At 36.2% G+C, this 22,863-nt stretch carries 30 protein-coding genes and 1 pseudogene; 18 read left to right on the forward strand and 13 right to left on the reverse strand.

Translation table 11 applies throughout. From position 1 onward, the window contains the following. Positions 1-10: 10 nt before the first annotated feature. Positions 11-592, reverse strand: a complete 582-nt coding sequence (locus AC3WTA_RS21770; protein WP_492333023.1) for an NAD(P)H-dependent oxidoreductase — start codon at positions 590-592, stop codon at positions 11-13. Positions 593-1,207: 615 nt separating this feature from the next. On the opposite strand from AC3WTA_RS21770, the gene AC3WTA_RS21775 reads away from it, so the two are divergent. Continuing rightward, on the forward strand, positions 1,208-1,687 hold the full coding sequence (locus AC3WTA_RS21775) for a GNAT family N-acetyltransferase (RefSeq protein WP_000351167.1): 480 nt from the start codon (positions 1,208-1,210) through the stop codon (positions 1,685-1,687). A gap of 23 nt (positions 1,688-1,710) precedes the next feature. Here AC3WTA_RS21775 and AC3WTA_RS21780 read toward each other — a convergent pair whose 3' ends face one another. Then, positions 1,711-2,202 (reverse strand): phosphatidylglycerophosphatase A family protein, encoded by a 492-nt coding sequence (locus AC3WTA_RS21780; protein WP_000665100.1) that lies wholly within the window; start codon positions 2,200-2,202, stop codon positions 1,711-1,713. 120 nt (positions 2,203-2,322) lie between these two features. On the opposite strand from AC3WTA_RS21780, the gene yutH reads away from it, so the two are divergent. Beyond that, positions 2,323-3,324, forward strand: a complete 1,002-nt coding sequence (gene yutH, locus AC3WTA_RS21785; RefSeq protein ID WP_000581260.1) for a spore coat putative kinase YutH — start codon at positions 2,323-2,325, stop codon at positions 3,322-3,324. A gap of 60 nt (positions 3,325-3,384) precedes the next feature. On the opposite strand, the gene AC3WTA_RS21790 is transcribed toward yutH, so the two are convergent. Further along, complete coding sequence (locus tag AC3WTA_RS21790) at positions 3,385-3,600, reverse strand: hypothetical protein (protein ID WP_001137788.1); 216 nt, start codon at positions 3,598-3,600, stop codon at positions 3,385-3,387. Between the two features lie 314 nt (positions 3,601-3,914). Then, positions 3,915-4,151, reverse strand: coding sequence for a NifU family protein (locus AC3WTA_RS21795; RefSeq protein WP_000431159.1), 237 nt, complete (start codon positions 4,149-4,151; stop codon positions 3,915-3,917). A gap of 206 nt (positions 4,152-4,357) precedes the next feature. Here AC3WTA_RS21795 and AC3WTA_RS21800 point away from each other — a divergent pair, with 206 nt between their 5' ends. From AC3WTA_RS21800 to phnA, 5 genes and pseudogenes are all read left to right on the forward strand, one after another. Then, positions 4,358-4,666 (forward strand): YuzD family protein, encoded by a 309-nt coding sequence (locus tag AC3WTA_RS21800; RefSeq protein ID WP_000248591.1) that lies wholly within the window; start codon positions 4,358-4,360, stop codon positions 4,664-4,666. A 53-nt stretch (positions 4,667-4,719) separates the two neighbouring features. Then, on the forward strand, positions 4,720-5,514 hold the full coding sequence (locus tag AC3WTA_RS21805; protein ID WP_000788483.1) for a nucleotidyltransferase domain-containing protein: 795 nt from the start codon (positions 4,720-4,722) through the stop codon (positions 5,512-5,514). A 96-nt stretch (positions 5,515-5,610) separates the two neighbouring features. Beyond that, positions 5,611-6,288 carry a CPBP family intramembrane glutamic endopeptidase gene (locus AC3WTA_RS21810; protein ID WP_492333024.1) on the forward strand — a complete coding sequence of 226 codons (678 nt, stop codon included), beginning with the start codon at positions 5,611-5,613 and terminating at the stop codon, positions 6,286-6,288. Between the two features lie 119 nt (positions 6,289-6,407). Beyond that, a pseudogene (locus tag AC3WTA_RS21815) lies at positions 6,408-6,689 on the forward strand (DUF2628 domain-containing protein); the annotation flags it as partial. 235 nt (positions 6,690-6,924) lie between these two features. Next, positions 6,925-7,266, forward strand: coding sequence for an alkylphosphonate utilization operon protein PhnA (gene phnA / locus AC3WTA_RS21820; protein WP_000212737.1), 342 nt, complete (start codon positions 6,925-6,927; stop codon positions 7,264-7,266). Positions 7,267-7,358: 92 nt separating this feature from the next. On the opposite strand, the gene AC3WTA_RS21825 is transcribed toward phnA, so the two are convergent. The 4 genes from AC3WTA_RS21825 to AC3WTA_RS21840 all read right to left on the reverse strand — a co-directional run bounded on the left by AC3WTA_RS21825 (position 7,359) and on the right by AC3WTA_RS21840 (position 10,331). Next, positions 7,359-8,156: an ABC transporter permease gene (locus AC3WTA_RS21825; RefSeq protein ID WP_000679243.1), complete on the reverse strand. Its 798-nt coding sequence runs from the start codon at positions 8,154-8,156 to the stop codon at positions 7,359-7,361. Then, positions 8,140-8,799: an ABC transporter ATP-binding protein gene (locus AC3WTA_RS21830; RefSeq protein WP_000470282.1), complete on the reverse strand. Its 660-nt coding sequence runs from the start codon at positions 8,797-8,799 to the stop codon at positions 8,140-8,142. Before AC3WTA_RS21830 ends, AC3WTA_RS21825 begins: the two co-directional genes overlap by 17 nt. 54 nt (positions 8,800-8,853) lie before the next feature. Beyond that, positions 8,854-9,027 (reverse strand): aspartyl-phosphate phosphatase Spo0E family protein, encoded by a 174-nt coding sequence (locus tag AC3WTA_RS21835; protein ID WP_001054621.1) that lies wholly within the window; start codon positions 9,025-9,027, stop codon positions 8,854-8,856. Between the two features lie 233 nt (positions 9,028-9,260). After that, entirely contained in the window at positions 9,261-10,331 is a 1,071-nt protein-coding gene (locus AC3WTA_RS21840) for an NAD(P)/FAD-dependent oxidoreductase (protein ID WP_000682062.1), read from the reverse strand. Between the two features lie 353 nt (positions 10,332-10,684). Between AC3WTA_RS21840 and AC3WTA_RS21845 the strand changes: the two genes are divergently transcribed. The 3 genes from AC3WTA_RS21845 to AC3WTA_RS21855 all read left to right on the forward strand — a co-directional run bounded on the left by AC3WTA_RS21845 (position 10,685) and on the right by AC3WTA_RS21855 (position 12,429). Next, the gene (locus tag AC3WTA_RS21845; protein ID WP_000595025.1) at positions 10,685-10,924 is read left to right on the forward strand and encodes a YuzB family protein; all 240 of its coding nucleotides are present in this window, start codon (positions 10,685-10,687) and stop codon (positions 10,922-10,924) included. 244 nt (positions 10,925-11,168) lie between these two features. Further along, positions 11,169-12,035 (forward strand): diaminopimelate epimerase, encoded by an 867-nt coding sequence (gene dapF, locus AC3WTA_RS21850; protein ID WP_000077410.1) that lies wholly within the window; start codon positions 11,169-11,171, stop codon positions 12,033-12,035. A gap of 40 nt (positions 12,036-12,075) precedes the next feature. Then, positions 12,076-12,429, forward strand: a complete 354-nt coding sequence (locus AC3WTA_RS21855) for a HesB/IscA family protein (protein WP_000573830.1) — start codon at positions 12,076-12,078, stop codon at positions 12,427-12,429. Between the two features lie 146 nt (positions 12,430-12,575). Here the strand turns inward: AC3WTA_RS21855 and AC3WTA_RS21860 are convergent, their stop codons facing one another. Further along, positions 12,576-13,139, reverse strand: coding sequence for a GNAT family N-acetyltransferase (locus tag AC3WTA_RS21860; protein WP_001068207.1), 564 nt, complete (start codon positions 13,137-13,139; stop codon positions 12,576-12,578). A gap of 223 nt (positions 13,140-13,362) precedes the next feature. Here AC3WTA_RS21860 and AC3WTA_RS21865 point away from each other — a divergent pair, with 223 nt between their 5' ends. The 3 genes from AC3WTA_RS21865 (at position 13,363) to AC3WTA_RS21875 (ending at position 14,788) form a co-directional block, all read left to right on the forward strand. Continuing rightward, entirely contained in the window at positions 13,363-13,704 is a 342-nt protein-coding gene (locus tag AC3WTA_RS21865) for a hypothetical protein (RefSeq protein WP_001224266.1), read from the forward strand. After that, positions 13,691-14,329, forward strand: coding sequence for an O-methyltransferase (locus tag AC3WTA_RS21870; RefSeq protein WP_000809683.1), 639 nt, complete (start codon positions 13,691-13,693; stop codon positions 14,327-14,329). The genes AC3WTA_RS21865 and AC3WTA_RS21870 overlap by 14 nt, the downstream gene beginning before the upstream one ends. Before the next feature lie 105 nt (positions 14,330-14,434). Next, a complete protein-coding gene (locus AC3WTA_RS21875) occupies positions 14,435-14,788 on the forward strand; it encodes a YxeA family protein (RefSeq protein WP_000833161.1) in 354 nt (117 codons plus the stop codon). A gap of 29 nt (positions 14,789-14,817) precedes the next feature. Here AC3WTA_RS21875 and AC3WTA_RS21880 read toward each other — a convergent pair whose 3' ends face one another. Next, positions 14,818-15,279: a 2-thiouracil desulfurase family protein gene (locus AC3WTA_RS21880; protein ID WP_000635505.1), complete on the reverse strand. Its 462-nt coding sequence runs from the start codon at positions 15,277-15,279 to the stop codon at positions 14,818-14,820. A gap of 80 nt (positions 15,280-15,359) precedes the next feature. Here AC3WTA_RS21880 and AC3WTA_RS21885 point away from each other — a divergent pair, with 80 nt between their 5' ends. After that, entirely contained in the window at positions 15,360-16,241 is an 882-nt protein-coding gene (locus AC3WTA_RS21885) for a helix-turn-helix domain-containing protein (RefSeq protein WP_000535239.1), read from the forward strand. A gap of 17 nt (positions 16,242-16,258) precedes the next feature. Here AC3WTA_RS21885 and AC3WTA_RS21890 read toward each other — a convergent pair whose 3' ends face one another. From AC3WTA_RS21890 to AC3WTA_RS21900, 3 genes are all read right to left on the reverse strand, one after another. Further along, positions 16,259-17,506, reverse strand: a complete 1,248-nt coding sequence (locus AC3WTA_RS21890; RefSeq protein WP_000391926.1) for an MFS transporter — start codon at positions 17,504-17,506, stop codon at positions 16,259-16,261. Positions 17,507-17,832: 326 nt separating this feature from the next. Continuing rightward, complete coding sequence (locus tag AC3WTA_RS21895; RefSeq protein WP_070169195.1) at positions 17,833-18,309, reverse strand: GyrI-like domain-containing protein; 477 nt, start codon at positions 18,307-18,309, stop codon at positions 17,833-17,835. Positions 18,310-18,434: 125 nt separating this feature from the next. Beyond that, positions 18,435-19,424: an NAD(P)/FAD-dependent oxidoreductase gene (locus AC3WTA_RS21900; RefSeq protein ID WP_000829770.1), complete on the reverse strand. Its 990-nt coding sequence runs from the start codon at positions 19,422-19,424 to the stop codon at positions 18,435-18,437. A gap of 462 nt (positions 19,425-19,886) precedes the next feature. On the opposite strand from AC3WTA_RS21900, the gene AC3WTA_RS21905 reads away from it, so the two are divergent. From AC3WTA_RS21905 to spsC, 4 genes are all read left to right on the forward strand, one after another. Then, positions 19,887-21,095, forward strand: coding sequence for an NAD(P)/FAD-dependent oxidoreductase (locus AC3WTA_RS21905; RefSeq protein WP_000856610.1), 1,209 nt, complete (start codon positions 19,887-19,889; stop codon positions 21,093-21,095). 122 nt (positions 21,096-21,217) lie between these two features. Next, positions 21,218-21,724, forward strand: coding sequence for an NUDIX hydrolase (locus AC3WTA_RS21910; protein WP_000415323.1), 507 nt, complete (start codon positions 21,218-21,220; stop codon positions 21,722-21,724). Further along, complete coding sequence (locus AC3WTA_RS21915) at positions 21,721-22,038, forward strand: YuiB family protein (RefSeq protein WP_492333025.1); 318 nt, start codon at positions 21,721-21,723, stop codon at positions 22,036-22,038. Before AC3WTA_RS21910 ends, AC3WTA_RS21915 begins: the two co-directional genes overlap by 4 nt. A gap of 86 nt (positions 22,039-22,124) precedes the next feature. After that, positions 22,125-22,751, forward strand: a complete 627-nt coding sequence (gene spsC, locus AC3WTA_RS21920; RefSeq protein WP_000920109.1) for a stationary phase survival protein SpsC — start codon at positions 22,125-22,127, stop codon at positions 22,749-22,751. Positions 22,752-22,863: the final 112 nt, after the last annotated feature.

Below are 22,863 nucleotides of genomic sequence, written 5' to 3' on the forward strand. Positions count from 1 at the left end.
AGTTTTTTTATTAGAATGCACGATTCACAACATCTTTCACTTCTTCAAGATATTGTTTACGCACATTATCATCCACAGAAGGGACACTCGTATAGAATGTATGCTCAATTGTTTCAATGCCTGTAAATTCAAAAATACCAACATCCGCTGTTTTCTTCATTGCGTCAAACATACCGCCTGCTGTGTATGCTTCTTTTGAATTTCCCATTGTGGATAATAATAATCCTTTTTTACCGCTTAATAACTTTTCAATACCATTTTCACCGTAAGCATAAGCGAAGCCATGGCTAAATACACGGTCAACGTATCCTTTTAAAATAGCAGGAAGTCCCGCCCACCAAACTGGATAAATGAATGTAATGCTATCAGCCCAAGCGATATGCTCTTGCTCTTCTTTAATATCTTCTGGTGTATTTCCTTGAGAAAATGAGATGAAATCGGAAGCGCCTAATACTGGATTGAAGTTTAATTCGTATAGATCGCTAACGCGTACTTCATGACCTTTTTCTTCTAATTCACTTTTTACCGTTTCTAAAATCGCATGGTTGAAGCTTTCTGTATTTGGGTGTGCATAAACGATTACATGTTTCATTGTTCTGCCTCCTATTTGTGGATATGTGAATAGTTTTTTATTTATGTAACAATTATGGTTACTTCTTTTGCGGAAGTCAAATGATACATATGTATAAAAAGACGGCAAAAATCGTCTTTCTATACCCCACTCATACAAAGAACAAAGAAAACAAATAAAATGATGACAATACCAATGCCGAAATTAAATACGAGAGTACTATCCATATTATGTAACCTCCTTATTTGAAAGTAAAAAGCACTCTAGCCAAGAGTGCTTTTTTTATTTTGAGTCTACTTCAAAACTTTGAGAAAAGGGTTCATGCATGTAAAAAGTTACATTATTTTATGTGTTTATATGTTGAAATGAGTAAGTCCTTGTGAGGTATAAAAAAAAGACACTCTTTCGAGTGTCTTTCATGATGACAAAATGTGCCAATTGCTTGAGTTTGATAAGGCGCTAATATCCGTTTTAACGCCTTTTCTTTGATCAAGAAGTGTAGCAACAGCGATTCAAATAAATTGTACCATTTGTTTCATAGGTGTGCGTATGTAATTATGCATATTCCGATTAGAGGGAAATGAGGCGCGGAAAATGAATGAGTATATATAGAATATTTGATTAGGAGAGAGAAGGATGGATATACATAAGTTAACGGTAGAAGAAGCAAATGAGATAAATACGTGGACGTATGAAGAACCTTATGATTTGTATAATTTTTCAGGAGAGGAAGAAGCAATAGAAGAATTATTAGATGGGACGTATTATGGCTGTTGTGACGACAAGGGAGAGTTTATTGGCTATTTTTGTTTTGGGGAAAATGCACAAGTACCAGGGGGAAGAGATGCTCATTTATATGGTGGAGAAGATGTAATTGATATCGGACTTGGCATGAAGCCAGCGTTAACAGGGAAAGGGCTGGGGAACATATTTTTTCAAGCTGGGATAGCTTTTGCAGCGAAAGAATATAAGCCGAAGACGTTTCGACTTAGTGTAGCGACATTTAATACAAGAGCGATTACGCTATATAAAAACTTAGGTTTTCAGCAAGGTCCTATTTTTCTGAGTCGCGGAAGAGAATTTATGCTCATGGAATATGAAAGACCGTCAGTATGAAACTGACGGTCTTTCATATTTTATTATTCCGAATGCTCAGCTCTGTGCGCTAAACGGCTTGAAGCAGCGGCAGCGATTCCGCCAACGATATCATCAAGGAATGTGTGTACCTTTCCAGATGATTTATCATTTAAGAATTCTAAAATACCAGGTTTTAATTTATCGATATATCCAAAGTTCGTGAAACCGATAGAGCCGTACACATTAACGATAGAAAGTGCGATCACTTCATCAATTCCGTATAAGCCTTCATCACGTTTTACGATATCTTGTAACGGCTCACTTAACATTCCTTTTTCAGCAAGAACATCGAGTTCGATACCAGTAATCAGTGCGTTTTGTACTTCACGTTTTGATAATACACGCTCAACGTTATAACGGCATTCTGACATCTCTAAATTTGGATGATATTTTTTTTGAAGAAAATGAACAAGCTCAGCAATATCGTCAATTGTTACACCGCGCTCTTGTAATAGTTGTAATGCTCTTTCTTGTAGTTGATTTGATTCTTTCATGTTTATCACCTTTTTTTCTTTTTAGTATTTGTATACGTTTCGTTGCTTTATCATGTGCATAGGAATGAAAGGCGAGCACAAGCTCATATATATAAAGAAAAACCATAGGTGGCGACTGCGATGATTCATCATATTTATGAGCATTATCACATGCATGTTAAAGAATTAATCCCCCTTGGCCCCTATAAAAGCTTTTGGATTCGCAACAAAATTTATGTACTTGTTCCAATTGGAGAAATGGAGGAAGAAGTACTTGTAGAGATGAAAAAGCTCAGTGACTATATGAACCAGCAAGGGGATATAACTGTAGCGACTTTCGTTCCGACTATACACGGCTACTATGTATGTGAGATAGAAGAACAAAATTACTGCTTATTAAAAGGTATGCGTGCGTTAGAACGACATGCTACATCATTAGGAAGTGAGCTTTCTATATTCCATAAACGAGGCGCATTCTTTCCAGAAGAAATCGAGCAATTAAGCCGCATTGGTGAATGGAAAGCGTTATGGGAAAAAAGACTCGACCAATTAGAAAAGTTTTGGCAATCACAAGTGATGAACCACCCTACAGACGTATTCGATCAATTGTTTATTGAATCCTTCCCGTATTACTTAGGAGTTGCAGAAAATGCAATTCAATATGTTGTCGATACAGAGATGGATGATACACCGCAAATGACTGATGCAGCAACAATTTGCCAAGAACGATTCACACCTTTATTATGGCATCAAACGAAGCGCCTCAAACTCCCTTTTGATTGGGTGTATGATCACCCAACTCGAGATATGGCAGAATTAATCCGCTATATGATGATAGAAAAAAAGAAAGACTGGGAGCAAACAATCGTTCAATTTGTTACAGATTATGAACGGAATTATTCGCTATCTTCGTTTGGTTGGCGCCTATTATTTGCAAGGCTCCTGTTTCCACTTCACTATTTTGAAACAGTCGAACGATATTACCAAACGGGAAACGAAGAACAAAAAAGTATATATAGAGATCGCTTAGAAGCCATTTTACACGATGTGAACCGCTCTGAGCAATTTATGAAGCACTTTTATGGATCACTTCGTTTACCAGTTGATAAGTTAGGTATTAGGAAATTAGATTGGCTATCTTAAAATATAAAAAAGAGACCGATTGAGGTCTCTTTTTTATATATCACAATTGTATGTAATACATTATGCCCCTACCTGTTGATCTGCACATATATTTAAAATGAATTGATGTCTTTCGATTTTTTCATTTACTTTACTCAATAATTCTTGCTGGATTTCTTTAAATAAAAATTGATAACTCGCATTCCATGTTGGTATAACGGATGAAAGGTCTAATAAATACTCTTTTTTCTTTTCTAGTTCTTGAATTGTTAAAAAAGTGTTTCCCATTCTTGGCATGTGTCGTCCCCCTATGTTTTTTACTTTTATATGTGTGAACGATTCTATATTATTAATTATCTCATTTTTTGAGAAGGATTTCCAATTTTGTTTTATGATGTTAAAGGGGAAGTATTATTTAAATAAAAAAAGAGACCCATTTGGGTCTCTTTTTAGGAAGCGATTCTGAACGAGCCGCTTCCGCTTTTAGATTAATATCTAGCTCCAGCGGCTAAAATGTTCGGTGGCTTCGCTTCTTCCGCCGAGGCAAAAAGCGCCTCTATGTCAGAAGCTCCATCCTCCTCACATTTTGAACGAGCCGCTTCCGCTTTTAATTAAAATACTTGTTCTACTTCAATAACGCCTGGTACTTCTTCTAGTAATGCGCGTTCGATACCAGCTTTTAGTGTGATTGTAGAACTTGGGCAGCTTCCGCAAGCACCCATAAGGCGTAATTTTACGATACCTTCTTCAATGTCTACTAATTCAACGTCTCCGCCATCGCGAAGTAAGAATGGACGTAATTTATCTAATACTTCTAATACTTGTTCTTGCATATGTGGGTTTTCCATTTTTATCGACTCCTTTCATCAGTTTTATTATAATCAAGATAGAGGGGAAAATCTATTTTTTCTGTTCTTGTTTTAATGTCGAAATTTTTTATCATGTTTACAACGTGTTTTTTCAGTATAGGGGTAGGGAATAAGTTTGTAAAATGATGTGCTTATGTAATAAGACATCTGAATATACTGTTAAAACAAGAAGTGGGGGAGAAGAAATGGTTAATGTGCAAGTGTATGGGACGAAAGTAATTTGTGCGAGCTGCGTTGGAATGCCATCTTCAACAGAAACGTTTGAGTGGTTACAAGCAGCAATTGGTCGTAAATATGAAGGACAAGAAAATAAATTTAATTTCGAGTATATTGACTTTCAAGAAGAACAAGAAGATGAAGATAAAAAAGCATTCGCAGAGCGCGTAGTGGAGGAAGATTTATTTTATCCGGTCGTTCTTGTAAATGGAGAAGTTGTTGGAGAAGGAAATCCTCGTTTGAAGGATGTTTACGAAGAAATCGAGAAATATTTATAAAGCAGGAAGCCTTTGCGAATTCGCAAAGGCTCTTTTTTATTGGAGGGATAGATGTGAAAAATGGAGTGAAGCATGCGTTACCACCGGAAGTACAACAGTTAATGGAGCAGTACACAGTAGAATTAAAAGAAATTTTTTTAGACGAAAAAATAGTCGGAGTATATATTTACGGCTCCATCGCACTCGGTGCATTTCATGCAGAAACGAGCGATGTTGATTTTGTTACAGTAATAAGTGATTCTGTGAATGAAGCTGAAAAACAGCAACTTGTAGAACTTCATAAGAAACTTAGTGAGAGTACGTTAGGTAAAAGAATGGATGGTATGTATATTCCGCTTGCTGATTTAGGGAAATACAATGATGAAATGAATGAGTACGTGTATTGTGCAGATGGTAAAGCGAATATAGGTCATTGGGATATTAATGCGGTCACATGGTGGACGTTAAAAAATCAAGGTATTACAGTTACCGGGAAAGAAGCTGAAGATCTTTCATTTCAAATAAGGTGGGATGATGTAGTAAATACGATGAAATACAACGTAGAACAGTACTGGAGTGAAAAAGCGAAGCAACCATATTTATTTTTTATAGAAGAGTGGGTAGAATCAGCTGTCGTTACAATGGGACGTATTTTATATACACTGGATCATAAAACAATCGTTTCAAAAGATAGAGGATTGCAATACTTGTTAGAACGTTCAGGGGAAGAATGGGAGCTTTTATTAAAAGAAGTAGCGAGAATACGACAGAATCCAAAAGAAAAGCGAATGCTCTCAAGGTGGAGAAGGGCAGATATGACGAGGAAGTACTTACTACATTTAATTGAAACGTGTAGAGAGAACTGGTAGGGAAAAACAGACGATACAGTAGATGGTATCGTCTGTTTTTGTGTTAATATTGGTATATAATGGATTAAAAGGTTTAATTATACTGGAGGGGGTAGGATGAATACAGAATTAGCTACATATGAAGAAAAGAATGTAGTAATGAGTATGCTCGAAGTAATTAGTATGATAATAATTATTTTTGGGGTAATGTATGGAGTGGGTTTTTTGAACCTTGTATATGACTCTTCCTTATATCCATGGTATGTAGATCATCTTATTCCGCCTTTAACATTTCTTACTATTATTTCAATATATTCACCAGCGAGGAATCATTGTTTACAGTTAGTGAAATCAATACAGTTCAATAATTTTAAGCATTATGCAACGATAGTAATGACGATGATCGTACTGCTTATATATCTTGCGGTATTAAATTTAGTTTTACCACATGGGCTTGGTGTGGATGAATCTAATCTAGTAATAGAGCCTACGATAAGTGAAATCATTTTATACGTAGTTGTACTCACAATTTTCGCACCGATTTGGGAAGAGCTTGTATTCCGAGGTATGTTTTTTATGAAATTATCTCGGCGCTTTTCTACACTTAGTAGTGCCGTTATAAGTGCTTCTATATTTACTTTAGGTCATCCCCTTACAGTAGGTAGTGTTTTATATATTTTTGGTGGCGGTATATGTTTAGCTTATACGTATAAGAAAACAAATAACTTACTCGTCCTATGGGGAATTCATTTATTAAATAATGCATTTTTTATATTAGTAAATTTTCAACTGTAAAAAGACGCCTTTTTGAAAAGGGCGTCTTTCGTATTTTGTAGAAATGGATTTACATGTACTGTGTAGAGGTAAGGTAATACGAAATATAGATAGTTTCATGTGAAACATTTTTATTATCAAATATAAAAAATGTCGTTCGCTCAAGTAGTGAAGGTGTTACTTTAGAGATTATGACGGATAATCCAACTTGGAAGTTTGTGAAGAAAGAAAAAGATTATGACGTAGTAGAGTTTACTGGTTATGATTATGCAGAGAAGAAAAACGTGAAAATTAAATTTGCTGTTTACTTCATTGAAGACTATTTTGAATGGAAAGAAGTATATGAGAATAATAAGAAGTTAAGTGAAGAAGAGTTAGAAGAGTATCAATTTTACATTGAAGAAAATGGTTGGGGGTTCTAGTCACAACTCGTTCAGTTTGAAAAGAAGAATCTTGTGAAGGTTCTTCTTTTTTTATTGGAAACACCACACGAATTGAAAATTTGTAAAATACAATAAAAAATGAGAATTTGAGGTAGGGTTGTCAATAACGTAAGACTATGGCACTATAAAGAAATGCTGTACAAATTTTATTTATCGAGATGTAAACATCAATTTTGATTTTTACGTATAAATAATGAACGGAGGAAATGAATTTATGGCTACTTTACCAAATTGTCCAAAATGTAATTCAGAATATACGTATGAGGATGGCGTTCTTTTCGTATGTCCTGAGTGTGCTCATGAGTGGGGCCAAGAAGCAGAAGCTGAAAATAATGATGGTGCAAAAGTTGTAAAAGATGCGAACGGAAATGTTCTTCAAGACGGCGATGCTGTTACTGTCATTAAAGATTTAAAAGTAAAAGGAACTTCTTCAGTTGTGAAAATCGGTACGAAAGTAAAGAGTATCCGTCTAGTTGATGGCGATCACGATATTGATTGCAAAATCGACGGTTTCGGAGCTATGAAGTTAAAATCACAGTTCGTTAAGAAGGCGTAATAAAAAAGAGGAGGCGATTAGCCTCCTCTTTTTTATTGTCATTTTTTATCGGTAAGTCGATATAATTTTATTTACCGTGAATAGTGCAACATTTACCGCGCGCCATAGTCAATCTCTTTTAACTGACACCGTTTATTAAAGAATGTTTTATATCCAAGCTGTAAAAAGATAATGACAGCAAAGGCAGTACTCCCAGAAATACCGAGTATGATGGCGATTTGATATTGAATAGCTGTAAAAGGTGATACACCGGCTAAGATTTGTCCTGTCATCATGCCTGGTAGGCTTATAATTCCCATTCCGACCATGGAGTTGATTGTTGGCAAAATAGCAGAGTCAAAAGCGTCGCGTATGAGCGGAGCAGTTGCTTCTTTCGGTGTTGCACCGAGCATAAGTGCTCCTTCAATTTGACCTCTTTGCGATTTCATATTATTTAAGAACGTATTTGCACCGAGAGAAACACCTGTCATTGCATTTCCAACTAACATTCCCGTAATAGGAACGATATATTGCGGAGCATACCAAGGATCATGCCCGATAATAACAAAGATAAATAGTAGAAGTGGCCCAATTGATCCGGCAACCATGGAAAGAGCGGCTACTCGTTTTAAGTCTTTAGACATCGGGATGTTAACCCGTTTATAAATATTAAAAATTGCAAAGGTAGTAATAGAAGTAATGAGAGCAATTGTATAAAATGGATTACTATTTTCAAATACGTATGTAAGGACATAGGCAACAAGTACGAGCTGAATCGTCATACGGAATGTTGCGAGCGCAATTTGTTTTTCACGCGGAATCCCTTTTAATTTTACAAGTCCAATTAAAATAAGAATAAAAATATATGCAGCGGCAAGTTGCCAAATTTGGAGTTCAATAACGCCCTTCAACTGAGAGCACTTCCTTTCTAGTTGCACCGTTTGTTTTGCTAATTTCAATAATATCGTCTGCAATTTCTTCTGGAAGTTGTTGTGAGTGTGTAATGAAGATAACTGTTTTTTTCTTTTCTCTTGCTAGCATAGTAAATTGTTTCATAACGCGACGTTCTGTATCGCTATCTAGTGCCGAGGTTGGTTCATCTAATAAATAAACAGGTGGATCCATAAGTACGATACGTGCAAAAGCAAGTCGTTGTTTTTCTCCGCCTGATAATGAATCGGCGTTGTCTTCTAAATTTTTTTCTAAGCTAACAGTCGTTAGTGCGCCTCGCAAAATATCATCATTTGGAAATGATTTTTCAGAAAGACGAAGTCCCATTAATAGATTGTCTTTAATCGTTCCATCAAAAATAGGTGGCGTTTGCCCAAGCATGACTACGTCACGTCGTAATTGAATTGGAGGATAATCAGAAATCAGCTTTCCGTTGTATTCAATTGTACCGGATGTTGGAGATTGTAAATCATTTAGCATGCGAAGCAATGTACTTTTTCCGCTCCCACTCTCACCGATAATACATGTGATTTTTTCTTTTTGAATCTGTAAATAAGGAATGTGTAGTATATCTTTATATGTAACGTCTTTTAATATAAACATAGATGGCTCCTTTCTGATTCTAGTTATATCGTATCAAAAAAGATTGTAAAACGGTTATAAAGAGCAACGTTTTTTCTTCGTCTTGAGTTTTATTAATAAGTTAAGTAAACGATCTAATTCTTGGCTGAAAGAAATTACTTTATCATGAGTGAATCCGTACTTTTCAACGAGATAGATCAATTCTTTCTTCTTCGCTTCTATTCGATCGTTTAGTTTCGTTAAGTTCATAAGTGAAATGGAATACCTCCTGTAAAAGTATTTACAACATAAAAAATAAGACCGAATGACTTCGGTCTTAAAGGAAATAATAAAACAACTTATAAATAGCATACACTGTTTATCAATAGTTTTTAATATAAAAATGAAAAATAAATCATCATTCATATTGAGAAAGATGTGTCTGATAATTGTATTTTAAGTCATAAAAGAGGCTGCCTACTTAGTAGACAGCCTGTAAAGTATTAACCTTTATGATATTTGTACATCCAAAGAAGACCGGATTTTAATAATCTCGGTACACGTCCCATTAATGGTTGGTTTGCAAGTAAACCGAAGCCGTGCTTCTTACCAAGAGAGCCGAGAACACCTTTTAATTTAATTACAGGTAGTTCGTCAGGAAGTGGCTCATTATTCCAACGTTTTAATAATATTTGGACAATTTGCTCTCCTTGACCTTCAGCAAGTTGTGCAGATGGAGCGTGTGGAAGTGCTGCGCAATCTCCTACAACATACACGTGCTCATTATTTGGAATATTGTGATATTTTGTTAAAACAACCCGTCCGCTACCATCTTGTTCAACTGGAAGGTTTCGAACAACTTCATTTGCTTGAATACCAGCTGTCCAGACGATTGCATCACATTCAAGTGGTTCATCGTGGTTGTACACAATATTTGGTTCTACTTTTGTAATGTTAGAGTTTCGTATAATAGTAACCTTATGTTTTACGAACCATTCTTCTACGTATCTACTTAATTTCTCTGGATATGGGAATAGAATTCTATCTTTTCGATCAAATAAGTGAATTTTTAAATCAGAACGGCTTTCGCGAAGTTCACTTGCAACTTCAACGCCACTTAATCCAGCGCCAACGACAGCTACTGTTGCGTTTGGTTCTAGACTATTTAATTGTTCATATGTCTTACGTGTTTGTTCAATCGATTGTAGGCTATGTGTATATTCCTTCGCCCCAGGAACGTTATGATATTTATCCTCACAGCCAAGACCGATAATTAAATCATCATATGGGATCGCTTCGCCGCCATCAAGATGAACAGCTTTTTCTTCGAGATCAATATTTGTTATTGTGCCGTATTGAATATTGAGGCGTGGGTGCTCGGGAAACGGTATACGAATATGTGTTTCTGAAATAGTACCCGCAACTAATGCATAATATTCAGTTTTGAAGCAATGATATGGTACTTTGTCGATTAATGTCACTTGTACATCATCTGGAAGTTGGTTGCTTGGAAGTAGCCGCTGCAGAATTCTCATTCCACCGTAGCCGCCACCTAGTATTACGAGGTGTTTCATGATGGATTACCCCTTTTCTGTTGAAATATCCCCTAATCATACAATTTTATATTAATAAAATATTTCGACTTTACTCAATCAAATTATATCGAATTTGTGAACAAATAACAATGCATGAATGAATACTCTGTTGTACAATAAGAAGAAAAGTAAAGTAAACTGTTTTTCCTTTTTAGTTACTATTTCATTGTGAGTAGCATGTTATATAAAATAAGACCATCTACTTTGAAGTGAAATAGTGAAGTAACTAAATAGTTTAGAATGTATAACGAAAACAACAAGAGACAGCTTAGTTTTCTTCTTAATAGATAGAGTCAGAAGGTAATTTGTTTTGTAGTACAGGGGGGAGAATTTTGATTAAACCATTAATTGAATTTTGTGTAGGTAATCTTGCGAGTGGCTCACAAGCAGCTTTAGAGAAATTAGAAAAAGACCCGAATTTAGATGTAATGGAGTATGGTTGTTTAGGATATTGTGGCATTTGTTTTGAAGGACCGTTTGCACTTGTAAATGGTGAAGTAGTACAAGGTGCTACAGTAGAAGAATTGGTCAATAATGTATATGATTATTTGGATGAAAATCCAATGTTTTAAGGTGTTGCAATCAGCAGCACCTTTTTCTTTTTCTATTAGATAAAATTTTCTTTCGCGGGGGAGGATAATATTGTATATAAATAAAAAAAGGCCCTTGTAAAAGGGCTTTTTTCTTACACAATTTGTGCAAGAATGGCTTATCGCCAAATGTTGTCAAATATGAGAAACGGGGGACATTCATATTGTGTTCTAAAAGCGTGCATTTTATACTTAAAATAACAAACTATTTTTGGAGTGAATACAAATGAGCCAATTTTCTTTTACAAAAATGCATGGTCTTGGCAATAGTTATATATATGTAAATATGTTTGAAGAACAAATTCCTGAAGAAGATTTAGTTCTTGTGGCGGAAAAGGTTTCAAATATTAATACTGGTATTGGAGCAGATGGAATGATTTTAATTTGTCCATCTGACGTAGCTCCGGTGAAAATGCGCATGTTTAATAATGATGGTTCAGAAGGAAAGAGCTGTGGAAACGGTTTACGCTGCGTAGCAAAATATGCGTATGAGCATAAACTAGTAGAAGAAACAGTTTTCACAATTGAAACGTTAGCTGGTATTGTAACAGCGGAAGTAACGGTAGAAGAAGGGAAAGTTACATTAGCGAAAATCGATATGGGAGCACCGCGTTTAACACGTGCAGAAATACCGATGCTTGGTGAAGGTGAAACACCATTTATTCGTGAAAACTTCTTATACAATAATCATCGCTATGCATTTACAGCTGTTTCAATGGGGAATCCGCATGCGGTTATTTTTGTTGATGATGTAGAACAAGCGCCTCTTACAACACTTGGTCCAGTCTTGGAGACACATGAAATGTTCCCAGAGCGAGTAAATGTTGAATTCATCGAGATTTTGAATGATGCAGAGATGAACTTCCGCGTTTGGGAACGTGGATCTGGTGTAACACAAGCTTGTGGAACAGGGGCGTGTGCTGCAGTTGTAGCCTCTATTTTAAATGGGAAAATGGAACGTGGTAAGGAAATTATAGTTCATTTAGCTGGTGGCGATTTAATGATTGCATGGACAGAAGAAGGCAATGTGTTAATGAAAGGACCAGCGGAAGTAATTTGCCGCGGAGTGTATGAGTACAAGATAGAAGCGTAAAGATGTATAATAGAATGAGAACAGAAAGGATGTGTATTTCATGATTGAAGTAACAGAACAAGCAGCTTTTCAAATTAAAGATATGTTAAAAGATGCTGAAGATGGAGAGAAGTACGTGCGCCTTGCTGTACATGGCGGCGGATGTACTGGCCTTTCTTACGGCTTAGGATTTGAAGTAGAACCAAAAGAAGACGACACAGTTCTTGAGTTTTTCGGTGTTGAATTTGTTATCGATACAGAAAGTGCTCCAATTGTTAAAGGAGTAAAAATTGATTATAAACAATCTATGCTTGGCGGCGGATTCACAATCGACAATCCAAACGCAATCGCATCATGCGGATGTGGATCATCTTTCCGTACAGCGACGAATGCTGGTAAGCCAGAAGAGTGCTAAGTTTTTAGTAAGAATAGAGAAAGACCTTTTTAGCGATGGAATAAAATCGTTAAGGAGGTCTTTTCTTTTGTCGTAAAAAATCAAAAACGTCGCCTTCACAATTTAGAAACCGATTTTAAGATATGTTGCACAATGAATTTTACAATTTAATTTATCTTTGCATAGATGCAAGTATCAATTAGTTGTTTACCGTCAGCTGAAAGATCTTCATTACGTAATGTCCCTTCAAGTTCAAAACCTAGTTTTTCAGGAATCGCACGACTTTTCGTGTTATTACGTTCACATCGTATTTCAATCCTGCTAAATTTGAATAACTGAAATCCAAGGTTTATTAACGCACTTACTACTTCTGTCATATATCCATTTCCACTAAATTGCGTGTTAATCCAGTAGCCAATTTCACATTTAGAAACCTTCCAATTAATTCCGTGAAGGCTAGCAGTTCCAATAAAATTATTCGTCTCCTTATGATAGATAAGATAGCGAAAGCTTTCTCTTTTCAAAAAATCTATATGCGCATTTCTCAGGAGAATTTCCGTTTCTTCAACAGTAGGAATTGACTGGAATAAAAGTAGCCATTGCCTTAATTCACTAATGGAATCTTTAATAGCTTGGTGTACTACATTCCCTTCACCAGCTTGAAGTGGTGCTCGAAGAATAAGTCTGTCTGTTTCTATTTGTAACGGAACATCTAATAAAATAGGATTCATATTATTTCTCCTCTCAAAAGCTAGAAAACAATAAATATATATTCCATTCATCATTTAGAAATCCCTTTTCACATATTGAAAACGAAACCGCTACTTAGAAAGGAGTTAAATGATTCCTTTTTAAGTAGCGGTTTTTCTTTTGTTTTGACATTTTGTATACAAACGTATACACTTTTGATTAACGAAATAAATGTATACATTTGTATACAAAGGGGGATTTGAAATGAGAAAAGATAAGTTCATGAAAGAAGGACACCACCGTGGTGAGCGTCATAAAGGGAGAGACGGATCGCATCATCGCGGACCGAAAACATTTCGCCGCGGGAGAGCGATTGCCTTTTTAGAAATGATGAATTTGAAACGAGCGACAATTAAACAACAGTTAAGTGAGCCGGAATTCCAGTCTATTCAGCAAATTTTAATCGGGGAATTAAAGGCAATTGATATGGTTATTAATGAATTTACACAACTATTTGAAATACATGAGAGTGAAACAGAAGAAGCGCCTACGTTAGATGAGAAGGCAAATCTAGAGCAAGGGACTGCATCTGATGAAACAAATTAATCGTTATATCGATTCAGTGTTTTGTGATCAAGATGCTCTTTTGGATGAAGTGATTGCTTCCATAAAAGAAAACGAAATGCCGCCGATATCGGTATCACCTTCTTCGGGGAAACTTTTAACGATGTTAGTTTCCATTTCTGGAGCGAAAGATGTATTAGAAATAGGTGCATTAGGTGGGTATAGTGGCATTTGTCTTGCGAGAGGTTTTGGAGAAGAAGGTACGTTAACTTCACTTGAACTAGAAGAGAAATACGCAGAGGTAGCGCATCGTAATTTACATAAAGCGGGATTTGGAAAACAAGTGTCGTATATGACTGGTGCTGCTTTACAAAGTCTTGAGAAATTAGTCACAAGTAATAAGCGATTTGATTTCTTCTTTATCGATGCTGATAAGGAGAATTATGAAAATTACTTAACGTACTGTATTGAGCTTGCTAATCCAGGTGCTGTAATTGTTACAGATAATGTTTTAGCTGGTGGTAGTGTAGCTGATGAAAGTGCGAAACAAAAACGTTATACAGAAGTTATGAAGAAGTTTAATGAAGTAGTAGCAACTCATCCAAGTTTAGAGTCCGTACTCATTCCAATTGGTGATGGGATGACGGTTTCTAAAGTGAAGAAATAATTATTATCTTACAAAAGTGTAATGTTCATGTCATGTTTTTGAATTTCTTCTTTAAAGCTTAGGCTTTAAGATAACAATATAAGAAAAACACATGAGGTGAAGGAAATGAAAAGATATATTGCACTTTTTAGTATTTTAGTTGTATTTGCAAGCCTATTAGTTGGTTGTGATTTAAATCGTATGGGTAAAGACGAGTATTACGTTCAAATTACAGTAGATGGAAAAGAGTATAATGGTAAATCTGATAATGGTGAGCCGTATAAAAATTACGAATATAAGTTAACTGGTTTTGATAAAGAAGGTAAAGAGAAAGAATTAGAATTTAATGCACAAAAAAATCTTCGTAAAGAAGCATTCTTACGTGTATATCACTCAGATAAAAAAGGTGTATCAGCTTGGGAAGAAGTAAAGAAAGATGAGCTTCCTGCGAAAGTGAAAGAAAAACTAGTTGTGAAATAAGGCAGATAAAAAGGAATTGACGAACAGGGTCAATTCCTTTTTATATTCTCAAAATCCTCTTCTGAAATGACTGTAAATCCATGTCTTTTGAATAAAGCAGTTGTTACGCCGTAACCAGTTTGTTTATTCCCGTTAAATTCTCCAGTGTAAATCGTAGAACTACCACAAGATGGACTGCGTTCCTTTAAAATAATATATTCTGGATGTAAATCTTTCATTTGTTCTAGAGCTTTATAAGCACCGCTCACGAAAGCTTCTGTAACATCTTCACCGTTTTTTGTCATCACTTGCGCTTTCCCATCTAAAACATCATCGCCATTACCGCCAATAATTTCAGCTGAAGGACGAGGCGTTGGTAATCCTCCTAATACTTCAGGACAAATGAGGACTGTATCTTCTTGTTGCAGTAGCTCCTCTATTTTTGAAACGAGATTGTCATTTCCATCATACCGACAAGCGATACCACCTAAACAAGCGCTTATTACAATCATATTTTCATCTCCACTAAAAAAATATTAAATATCACGCCAATTTCTCTTCCCGCTTCTTACCTATAAATGAGGTGATAAAAATGGGAAGCTTATATAATCTAATGAAACCATACAGTGAATTTCGAAGTAAAGAAGAGTTTAATACATATCAAAAAGAAGTTTTGAAGTGCTATCGATTTGAATTAAATAAAACGGATGTTACCATTATTCATTTTTTAGGAAAGTATGCAGTGAATGAGAAACAGAAAACAGTGGGAGTTGCTTGTCCGTTAATGGAGACGATTGCTACAAATGTTGGAAAGAGTATTCGTACAGTACGCCGCTCAATTGCAAAGTTAGAGGAACTAGGAATTATAAAGCGTGTTGCGACAAAAGAAAGACATAAACGCGGCGGGTATAGTGCGAACTTATATGTATTTCTTATATCTGCAATTGACCGCATGGATGACCGTATGAAAATGTCCGCATGTGAAAGTGAGGGTCGTGCAGCTGGCTGTAGTAAAAATGTGCAAAAAAATGAGGGGGAAACAATTCTTTCTAAAAACATTCCACAAATAAAAGAGAATAGAAAAGAAACGTACGAACTTGATGAGACGTATTGCCGCCACGATATACCGAAGCCTTTTATATACGCACTTGTACCGATGACGCGTAATCCGAAGAAGATTAATATATTTTGGAGTAAGGTGGAACTTGCATATAAAAAGAGCGGGTTACTAGAGCAAGGTGTGTTACTGGAGCAAATATTAGCTGATGAAGAAGTGTATGGAAACTTCATTTGGCGAGTGAAGAGTGTTGTGAGAGCGTATAAATACGGGGAAATTCGTAAAAATGTTAAGGCTCTTTTATACAGTACAGTGCGGGATCTATTTTTAGAGGTTGGACTAGAATGGGGAGCAGCTATGAGAAGAAGTAAGGGGATACCGTTATTTGATCCGTTTAAAAAGGAGCCATGCGTATAACACATGACTCCAAGTGGTTAATCAAACTTTCTTACAACTGGAACACGAATTGCTACAAATAGTACGAAGACGATAACAGCGATTGCACCGCTTTTCATAACGGTTACGATTGGAATCCCTATTGCAAGTGCGATTGATGTGAATGCATAAGAAAGCGGGATAAAGCCCATTGATGAGAGCATAAGTAAACTCATTACGCGTCCCATCATTTCTTCTTTTACTGTCGATTGAATCATCGCCATAAGCGGAACGATAGCCATTGCAATTGTAATACCGTAAAACATGCCAGCTAATAATGCTTGCCACAGTACGGTGCTAAAGTTGATGGATAAGAAGAATACACCAGACAGTAGCATCATGATAATACAAAATAGACCGCGTCTACGATTAATATTTTTTAAACCGACAATGACAGCGCCTATTGCCATTCCGCCACCTACAGACGCTTCTAAGTAACTAAATTGAAGCGAATCACCGTGCAGAACATTTTTAACGAAAAGCGGGAAGCCAACTTGCATCGGACCGATTAAAAATAAGTTTAAAAAGGCGCTACAAAGAAGGAAAGTTGAAAGGAATGGTGATTCCTTTACATATAAAATTCCTTCTTTAATCGAAGTGAACATGCCTTTGTCTGTATTTTGCTGTTCTGGCATCGTAAATTGTATTTTTTGAACGAGTATGGCTGCGACGATTAGTAATAAAATCGTGATCGAAAAGATCGTTTCATAGTTCGTAAATTTGATAAGAATTCCGCCCAGTACAGGGCCTAAGATGACAGATGCTTGGTTTGTCATTTGTGTAAGTGAGTTTGCTTGTGTTAAACGGCTTTTTTCTACAAGTTCAGGCAAGATAGATCCATCAGCTGACCAGAAAAAAGCATCAGCAAGCCCGAAGAATAAAGCGAATAAAGCAAATGTATATAGTGTTACATCACCTACGATGAACCATGTAAGGATGGTTGCGACAAGAATAGCACGAATAATATTAGAATAAAACATAATGTTTTTTTTCGGGAATTTATCAGCTACAGCACCGCCGATAATCATAAAAATAAGCCTTGGAACACTAAGAGCTACGAAAACAACACCGAGTGAAGCCTCAAGGTTTAATGTTTTTGCTATGTACCACGTTTGTGAAAAAGTAAAAAAGGCTAAAGCAAAACTTGAAAAAAGAGTAGCTGCCCAAAGGAAAAGGAAATTCGTATTTTTTAATAACGGTTTCGCATTTTCTTTTAAAGCAGATTTATTTTGTTGTAGTTCCTCCATATTGCTTCCTTTCTATGTGACAAATTTAAACTGAAAAACCTGTTAACAATCACTTTATCCCGCGTTAACGGGCAGTAAAACTCCCACCTCAAAATTTGGCTTGAGCAAAGAAGTTAGGTGGGAGACTAACTGCCCGTAAACGTCCGATTGGTTCAACTAATACTCAGTGGGGATGAACAAAACCCCCACTGAGTATAGTTTCACTTTATACAGTTTCTAATATTTCTATACTGCACTTTCTCATTGTAGACAATAATAATGAATTTGCACAGTGGCTATTTAACGACAAAAAAGAAGATACCAAATGGTATCTTCTTTTTTGTCGTTCAGGCTAATGCAATATAAATATCTAATTGTACGTTGGTTGGATCTGTTGCTTTTTCATCATAAAGCTCAAAGTCTGTTGTAAAAGCACGTTTGTTTTCTTTTGACCATTGCCAAATATATTCCCAAGCCTCACAAACGACTTCAGCGACTGGTCCTTTTCTCGTTGTAAATACCGCATATGTAGCGGCAGGTATTGTTAAAGTTGTCATATTTTCAGGAACGTCTTCTAATGAAGAAACGGGCACACCGATTGTAAATTGATATGTACCAGTTTCGTCTGATTCGTAATTGGAGTAGAAAGCGAATGTTTCTTGCGTTTGTTGATTTGGGATGTGATGCATAATTTGTTCTTGGAAGTAGCGGTTCCAAAGCCCGGGAATTTTTCCTCCAGTAGATGCCTCTATTTCATTTGTCGTCGTAATCGAAACGCCGATTGCTTGGAAAGCTTCTTTTTTTACGATCTTAGGTTCTTTCATTTTAAAATATCCCCCTTATTAAATAGAACGTTTGTTCTCGTTTATTGTAACATATTTTGGAAGGATACGGTAGCACAATAATAAAAGAACTCCTTCACGTAAAAGGAGTTCTTTTCATTTCTATATTAAAACATACTTGAGCTGTGCATCGGTTGAAGTTTTGCGTTTGGATCGAAGTAAGCTTTTGCATTGTTTACTGCTGTTGGTGCTTCACCAAAGCCGCAAGCAATGAGTTTTACTTTTCCTTCATATGTACAAATGTCACCAGCAGCGTATATGCCAGGAATATTTGTTTCCATTTTCGAGTTCACGAGAATGCTGTTTTTTTGTATATCTAAGCCCCAGTTTTTGATTGGGCCAAGAGAGGAAACGAAGCCGTAGTTTACGATGACATCATCCACATCGATGATAAGTTTTTCTTCTGTTTTTACATGCTGAAGAACGACTTGTTCAATATTGTCATCACCAATGAGTTCTACTGGAACGTACGGTGTGCTTACTTCTGCACGAGAATTCATTAAGCTTTCTACGCTATGTTCATGCGCACGGAATTTATCACGGCGATGAACGATTGTAACTTTGTCAGCGATTGGCTCTAACATCATTGTCCAATCAACCGCTGAGTCGCCGCCACCAAATACTACGACGCGCTTACCAGCAAATTTATTCATATCATCAACGAAATAATGTAAGTTTTTCTTTTCGTACTTTGCTGTACCTTCTAATTCTAAGCGGCGTGGTTGGAAAGCACCATTGCCAGCAGTAATAATAACTGATTTAGAATAGTGAGTTTGCTTATTCGTAACAAGTTTAAATATACCGTCAGCTTGTTTCTCAAGCGTATCAACAGCTTCTTCTAAACAAACGGTTGGGTCAAATTTCTTTATTTGCTCTTTTAAGTTATCAACTAATTCTTGTGCACGCACTTTCGGGAATCCAGCTACATCATAAATGTATTTTTCAGGGTAGAGTGCGGATAATTGTCCTCCAAGTTGAGGTAAGCTTTCAATGATTTTTACACTTGCTTGTCTCATGCCGCCATAAAATGCTGTGAACAGCCCTGTTGGACCACCACCAATAATTGTTATGTCGTAAACTTTTTGATTTTCTGCCACTTTCATTCCCCCTATAGATGGAATTTTGATATTGATTTCATATATTGTTCATATGTACACGAAAATCCTGCAAATGATGACACTTTCAAATAAATGATAGCATATTTGAGTTCATAATACTTCTGAAAACGACTGAATTGTGTGTAAGTTTTCGCATAGATGCTTTTTTAATTGTATAAAATATGGTGAAAGGAAAATACATGAAAAAAAGGCTGAAAAACCCTTGAAAACGCTATGTTATTTTAAAATATTGATAATTCTCCAGACGCTTGAATTCTGGAATAAAACCGACTAATATAGGGAAGTATTATGTTAAATTTCTATGACAAAATTCGTACGATTTTTTGACTGCGTTTTGTTATGATATAGAATGTGATAAATTCCACATTCTTGACAAATATAGTTTTTAGTACTTGGTATTATTTTTCATTACTATTATATAAAGAAAAGGGTTGTGATTTGGTGAAGACTCCAAAAATCGTAGTTTTAGGTGCAGGTTATGGCGGGATGATTACGACTGTTCGTCTGCAAAAAGCATTATCTGTAAATGAAGCTGAAATTACGTTAGTAAACAACAACAGCTATCACTACCAAGCGACTTGGTTACATGAGAGCGCAGCTGGTACATTACAAGATGAAAAAATCTGTCTAGATATTCAAGACGTTATTGATACAAATAAAGTGAACTTTGTACAAGACACAGTAGTAGAAATTAAAGCTGCTGAAAAACGCATCATCTTAAAAGACGGCGAGCTAGAGTATGACTACTTAGTAATCGGTCTTGGTTTCGAATCAGAAACATTCGGAATTACAGGATTAAAAGAGCATGCATTCTCAATTGCTAACATTAATGCAACTCGTGAAATTCGTGAGCATATGGAAGCTAGTTTTGCTAAATATGCAACTGAACAACGCGATGAATTAGTAACGATCGTTGTTGGTGGTGCTGGATTTACTGGTATCGAGTACGTAGGTGAGCTTGCAAACCGTGTTCCTGAACTTTGCAAACAGTACAATGTACCACGTGAAAAAGCACGTATTATCTGTGTAGAAGCTGCTCCAACAGCACTTCCAGGTTTCGATCCAGCATTAGTAGAATACGCTGTAAAACAACTTGAGAAAAAAGGCGTAGAATTCCGCATCGGTACAGCAATTAAAGAAGCAACTGAAGAAGGTATTATCGTTGCAAACGGCGATGATACTGAATTAATTAAGTCGGAAACAGTAGTTTGGGCTGCGGGTGTTCGTGGTAACGGTATTGTAGAAGAGTCTGGCTTTGAAGCAATGCGCGGACGTGTAAAAGTTGATGAGTACATGCACGCTCCAGGATACGAAGATGTATTCATGGTTGGTGACGCAGCGTTAATCATTAACGAAGAAATTAATCGTCCATACCCACCAACGGCACAAATCGCAATTCAAGAAGGTTACAACATTGCACACAACTTAACTGTGTTAGTTCGTGGTAAAGGCGAAATGAAAAAATTCGCATTCGACAATAAAGGATCTGTATGTTCTTTAGGTCATGACGATGCAATGGGCGTTGTTATGGGCAAAAAGTTAACAGGTTGGAAAGCTTCTTTCATGAAGAAAGTTATCGATAACCGTTACCTATTCTTATTAGGTGGACCTTTATTAGTTCTTAAAAAAGGTAAATTAAAGTTCTTTTAATATATAGTAGAAAAAGCAGAAACGGCTAAGAGCTGTTTCTGCTTTTTTCATTTTAAAAATATAGTATAATATATAAAAAGAAAGAATATTCTGTCCGTTCTAGTAGAGGAGGGTATTACATCATGGAGAAGCGAGGGAAAGTGTGGTTAGCTGTTAGTGGTTTAGTTGCTACAAAAGATGGCAGGTGGCTGTTCGTTAAGAAAAAATACAGTGGATTAAAGGGGAAATGGTCTTTACCGGCTGGTTTTGTAAATGAAGGTGAGACGGTTGATGAAGCTGTGAAACGTGAAGTGTTAGAAGAGACAGGTATCGTCGCTCATGTGAAGGGGATCATTGGTGTTCGATCGGGCGTGATTCGCAATGAGATTAGTGATAATATGATTATTTTCCTTTTGGAGCCTGAAGGAGAAAACATTATTGTACAGGAGAAGGAATTGTCTGAAGTAGCATTTTTACATCCAGATACGATTGCGGACGATCCAAATACGTCTCTACTTATCAAATATTTGTTTGAAGGAAGGTCAGAACTACATCTTGAGATGAACAAAACATTAGATCCAGGAGAGCAATTTGGTTATACAGCTTATCATGTATTTACGGCGCATGCGAAGGAGAGGGAGAAAGAGTGAGTATACCAGTACTACTTATTTCAATGATGTTATTTTTCATTTTGTTTTTTGGAATTGGATTTTTACTCAACATGATTTTGCGAGCGACGTGGATAATGGTTATTGTGTATCCAATTATTTGTATGCTTATTATTAATAAAGCGAGTATGTGGGATTATTTTTCAAAGCCGAAAGAAACATTCTCTTCATTTGGGACAAGTGTATCGCATTTAGGGCAGGCAGATGTGTTTATTCTATCTACTGGATTAGTAGGTGCTGCTTTAGCCGGAATTGTCATTAAGAAACTGCGGAAAAGCGGATATCAAATGTTTTAATCTCCAATTCATTTGGGGATTATTTTTTTGCATATTCCTTCATCGTATAGGGAATGATTAACGATGAAGGAGTGTGGAATATAAAAATGTTAAAACGATATTGTATTCGCATTATGATGACTTGTTTACTTGTATCCGCATTATGCGTAACATGGAATGCTTTCACAGGAGTTTCTTTATTAGAGATTGTAAAGAAATATGAGGGAACGAGTGCAAAAGAAGTACATGCAGCAGAAGTTAAGAGAAATGTTGCTCCGAGTAAAGAAGTGATAAATGCTTTAGAGCAGGCAAACGACTGGTCTAAATATCGTTCAATTGAAATGACTGCAACAGGTTATACGTCGGGAATTGAGTCAACTGGTAAGAGACCGGGACATCCGGAGTATGGTATTACATATTCAGGAGTTAAGGTGAAAAGGGATTTATATTCCACAATCGCTGCGGACTTACGCGTATTCCCAATTGGAACGATTCTATTCGTACCAGGTTATGGGTACGGTGTAGTAGCTGATAAGGGCGGTGCAATAAAAGGAAACCGTCTTGATCTGTATTATGATACGGTGAAAGATGTTTATAGCCAATGGGGTAAGAAAAAAGTGAATGTGTATGTAGTGAAAGTTGGAAATGGTAAGTTTTCAGAAGAAGAGTTAACGATGTTAAATCAAGACGAAACGATGCAAGTGTTTCGTGGTCAATATTTAAAACAAAGATAGTCTAGTGGGAATTACGCTAGACTTTTTTATTTTATAAATAGAAGAAATACGGATTATGTAGGATGTAACAGAAGTTAGAATTGTCGCATTTTATCGAAAATAAAGTTATAAT

The sequence above is a fragment of the Bacillus sp. EB106-07-01-XG149 genome (genome assembly GCF_058791555.1).

Bases quoted from the DNA above. Each gene is read 5' to 3' on its own strand.
- AC3WTA_RS21835 (WP_001054621.1), bottom strand. From the start codon at position 9,027: ATGAACTTAACGAAACTAAACGATCGAATAGAAGCGAAGAAGAAAGAA.
- AC3WTA_RS21865 (WP_001224266.1), top strand. From the start codon at position 13,363: ATGAGAAAAGATAAGTTCATGAAAGAAGGACACCACCGTGGTGAGCGT.
- AC3WTA_RS21890 (WP_000391926.1), bottom strand. From the start codon at position 17,506: ATGGAGGAACTACAACAAAATAAATCTGCTTTAAAAGAAAATGCGAAA.
- AC3WTA_RS21800 (WP_000248591.1), top strand. From the start codon at position 4,358: ATGGTTAATGTGCAAGTGTATGGGACGAAAGTAATTTGTGCGAGCTGC.
- yutH (WP_000581260.1), top strand. From the start codon at position 2,323: ATGATTCATCATATTTATGAGCATTATCACATGCATGTTAAAGAATTA.
- phnA (WP_000212737.1), top strand. From the start codon at position 6,925: ATGGCTACTTTACCAAATTGTCCAAAATGTAATTCAGAATATACGTAT.
- AC3WTA_RS21810 (WP_492333024.1), top strand. From the start codon at position 5,611: ATGAATACAGAATTAGCTACATATGAAGAAAAGAATGTAGTAATGAGT.
- AC3WTA_RS21870 (WP_000809683.1), top strand. From the start codon at position 13,691: ATGAAACAAATTAATCGTTATATCGATTCAGTGTTTTGTGATCAAGAT.
- AC3WTA_RS21840 (WP_000682062.1), bottom strand. From the start codon at position 10,331: ATGAAACACCTCGTAATACTAGGTGGCGGCTACGGTGGAATGAGAATT.
- AC3WTA_RS21790 (WP_001137788.1), bottom strand. From the start codon at position 3,600: ATGCCAAGAATGGGAAACACTTTTTTAACAATTCAAGAACTAGAAAAG.
- AC3WTA_RS21910 (WP_000415323.1), top strand. From the start codon at position 21,218: ATGGAGAAGCGAGGGAAAGTGTGGTTAGCTGTTAGTGGTTTAGTTGCT.
- AC3WTA_RS21780 (WP_000665100.1), bottom strand. From the start codon at position 2,202: ATGAAAGAATCAAATCAACTACAAGAAAGAGCATTACAACTATTACAA.
- AC3WTA_RS21880 (WP_000635505.1), bottom strand. From the start codon at position 15,279: ATGATTGTAATAAGCGCTTGTTTAGGTGGTATCGCTTGTCGGTATGAT.
- AC3WTA_RS21895 (WP_070169195.1), bottom strand. From the start codon at position 18,309: ATGAAAGAACCTAAGATCGTAAAAAAAGAAGCTTTCCAAGCAATCGGC.
- AC3WTA_RS21770 (WP_492333023.1), bottom strand. From the start codon at position 592: ATGAAACATGTAATCGTTTATGCACACCCAAATACAGAAAGCTTCAAC.
- AC3WTA_RS21875 (WP_000833161.1), top strand. From the start codon at position 14,435: ATGAAAAGATATATTGCACTTTTTAGTATTTTAGTTGTATTTGCAAGC.
- AC3WTA_RS21885 (WP_000535239.1), top strand. From the start codon at position 15,360: ATGGGAAGCTTATATAATCTAATGAAACCATACAGTGAATTTCGAAGT.
- AC3WTA_RS21830 (WP_000470282.1), bottom strand. From the start codon at position 8,799: ATGTTTATATTAAAAGACGTTACATATAAAGATATACTACACATTCCT.
- dapF (WP_000077410.1), top strand. From the start codon at position 11,169: ATGAGCCAATTTTCTTTTACAAAAATGCATGGTCTTGGCAATAGTTAT.
- AC3WTA_RS21775 (WP_000351167.1), top strand. From the start codon at position 1,208: ATGGATATACATAAGTTAACGGTAGAAGAAGCAAATGAGATAAATACG.
- AC3WTA_RS21795 (WP_000431159.1), bottom strand. From the start codon at position 4,151: ATGGAAAACCCACATATGCAAGAACAAGTATTAGAAGTATTAGATAAA.
- AC3WTA_RS21860 (WP_001068207.1), bottom strand. From the start codon at position 13,139: ATGAATCCTATTTTATTAGATGTTCCGTTACAAATAGAAACAGACAGA.
- spsC (WP_000920109.1), top strand. From the start codon at position 22,125: ATGTTAAAACGATATTGTATTCGCATTATGATGACTTGTTTACTTGTA.
- AC3WTA_RS21855 (WP_000573830.1), top strand. From the start codon at position 12,076: ATGATTGAAGTAACAGAACAAGCAGCTTTTCAAATTAAAGATATGTTA.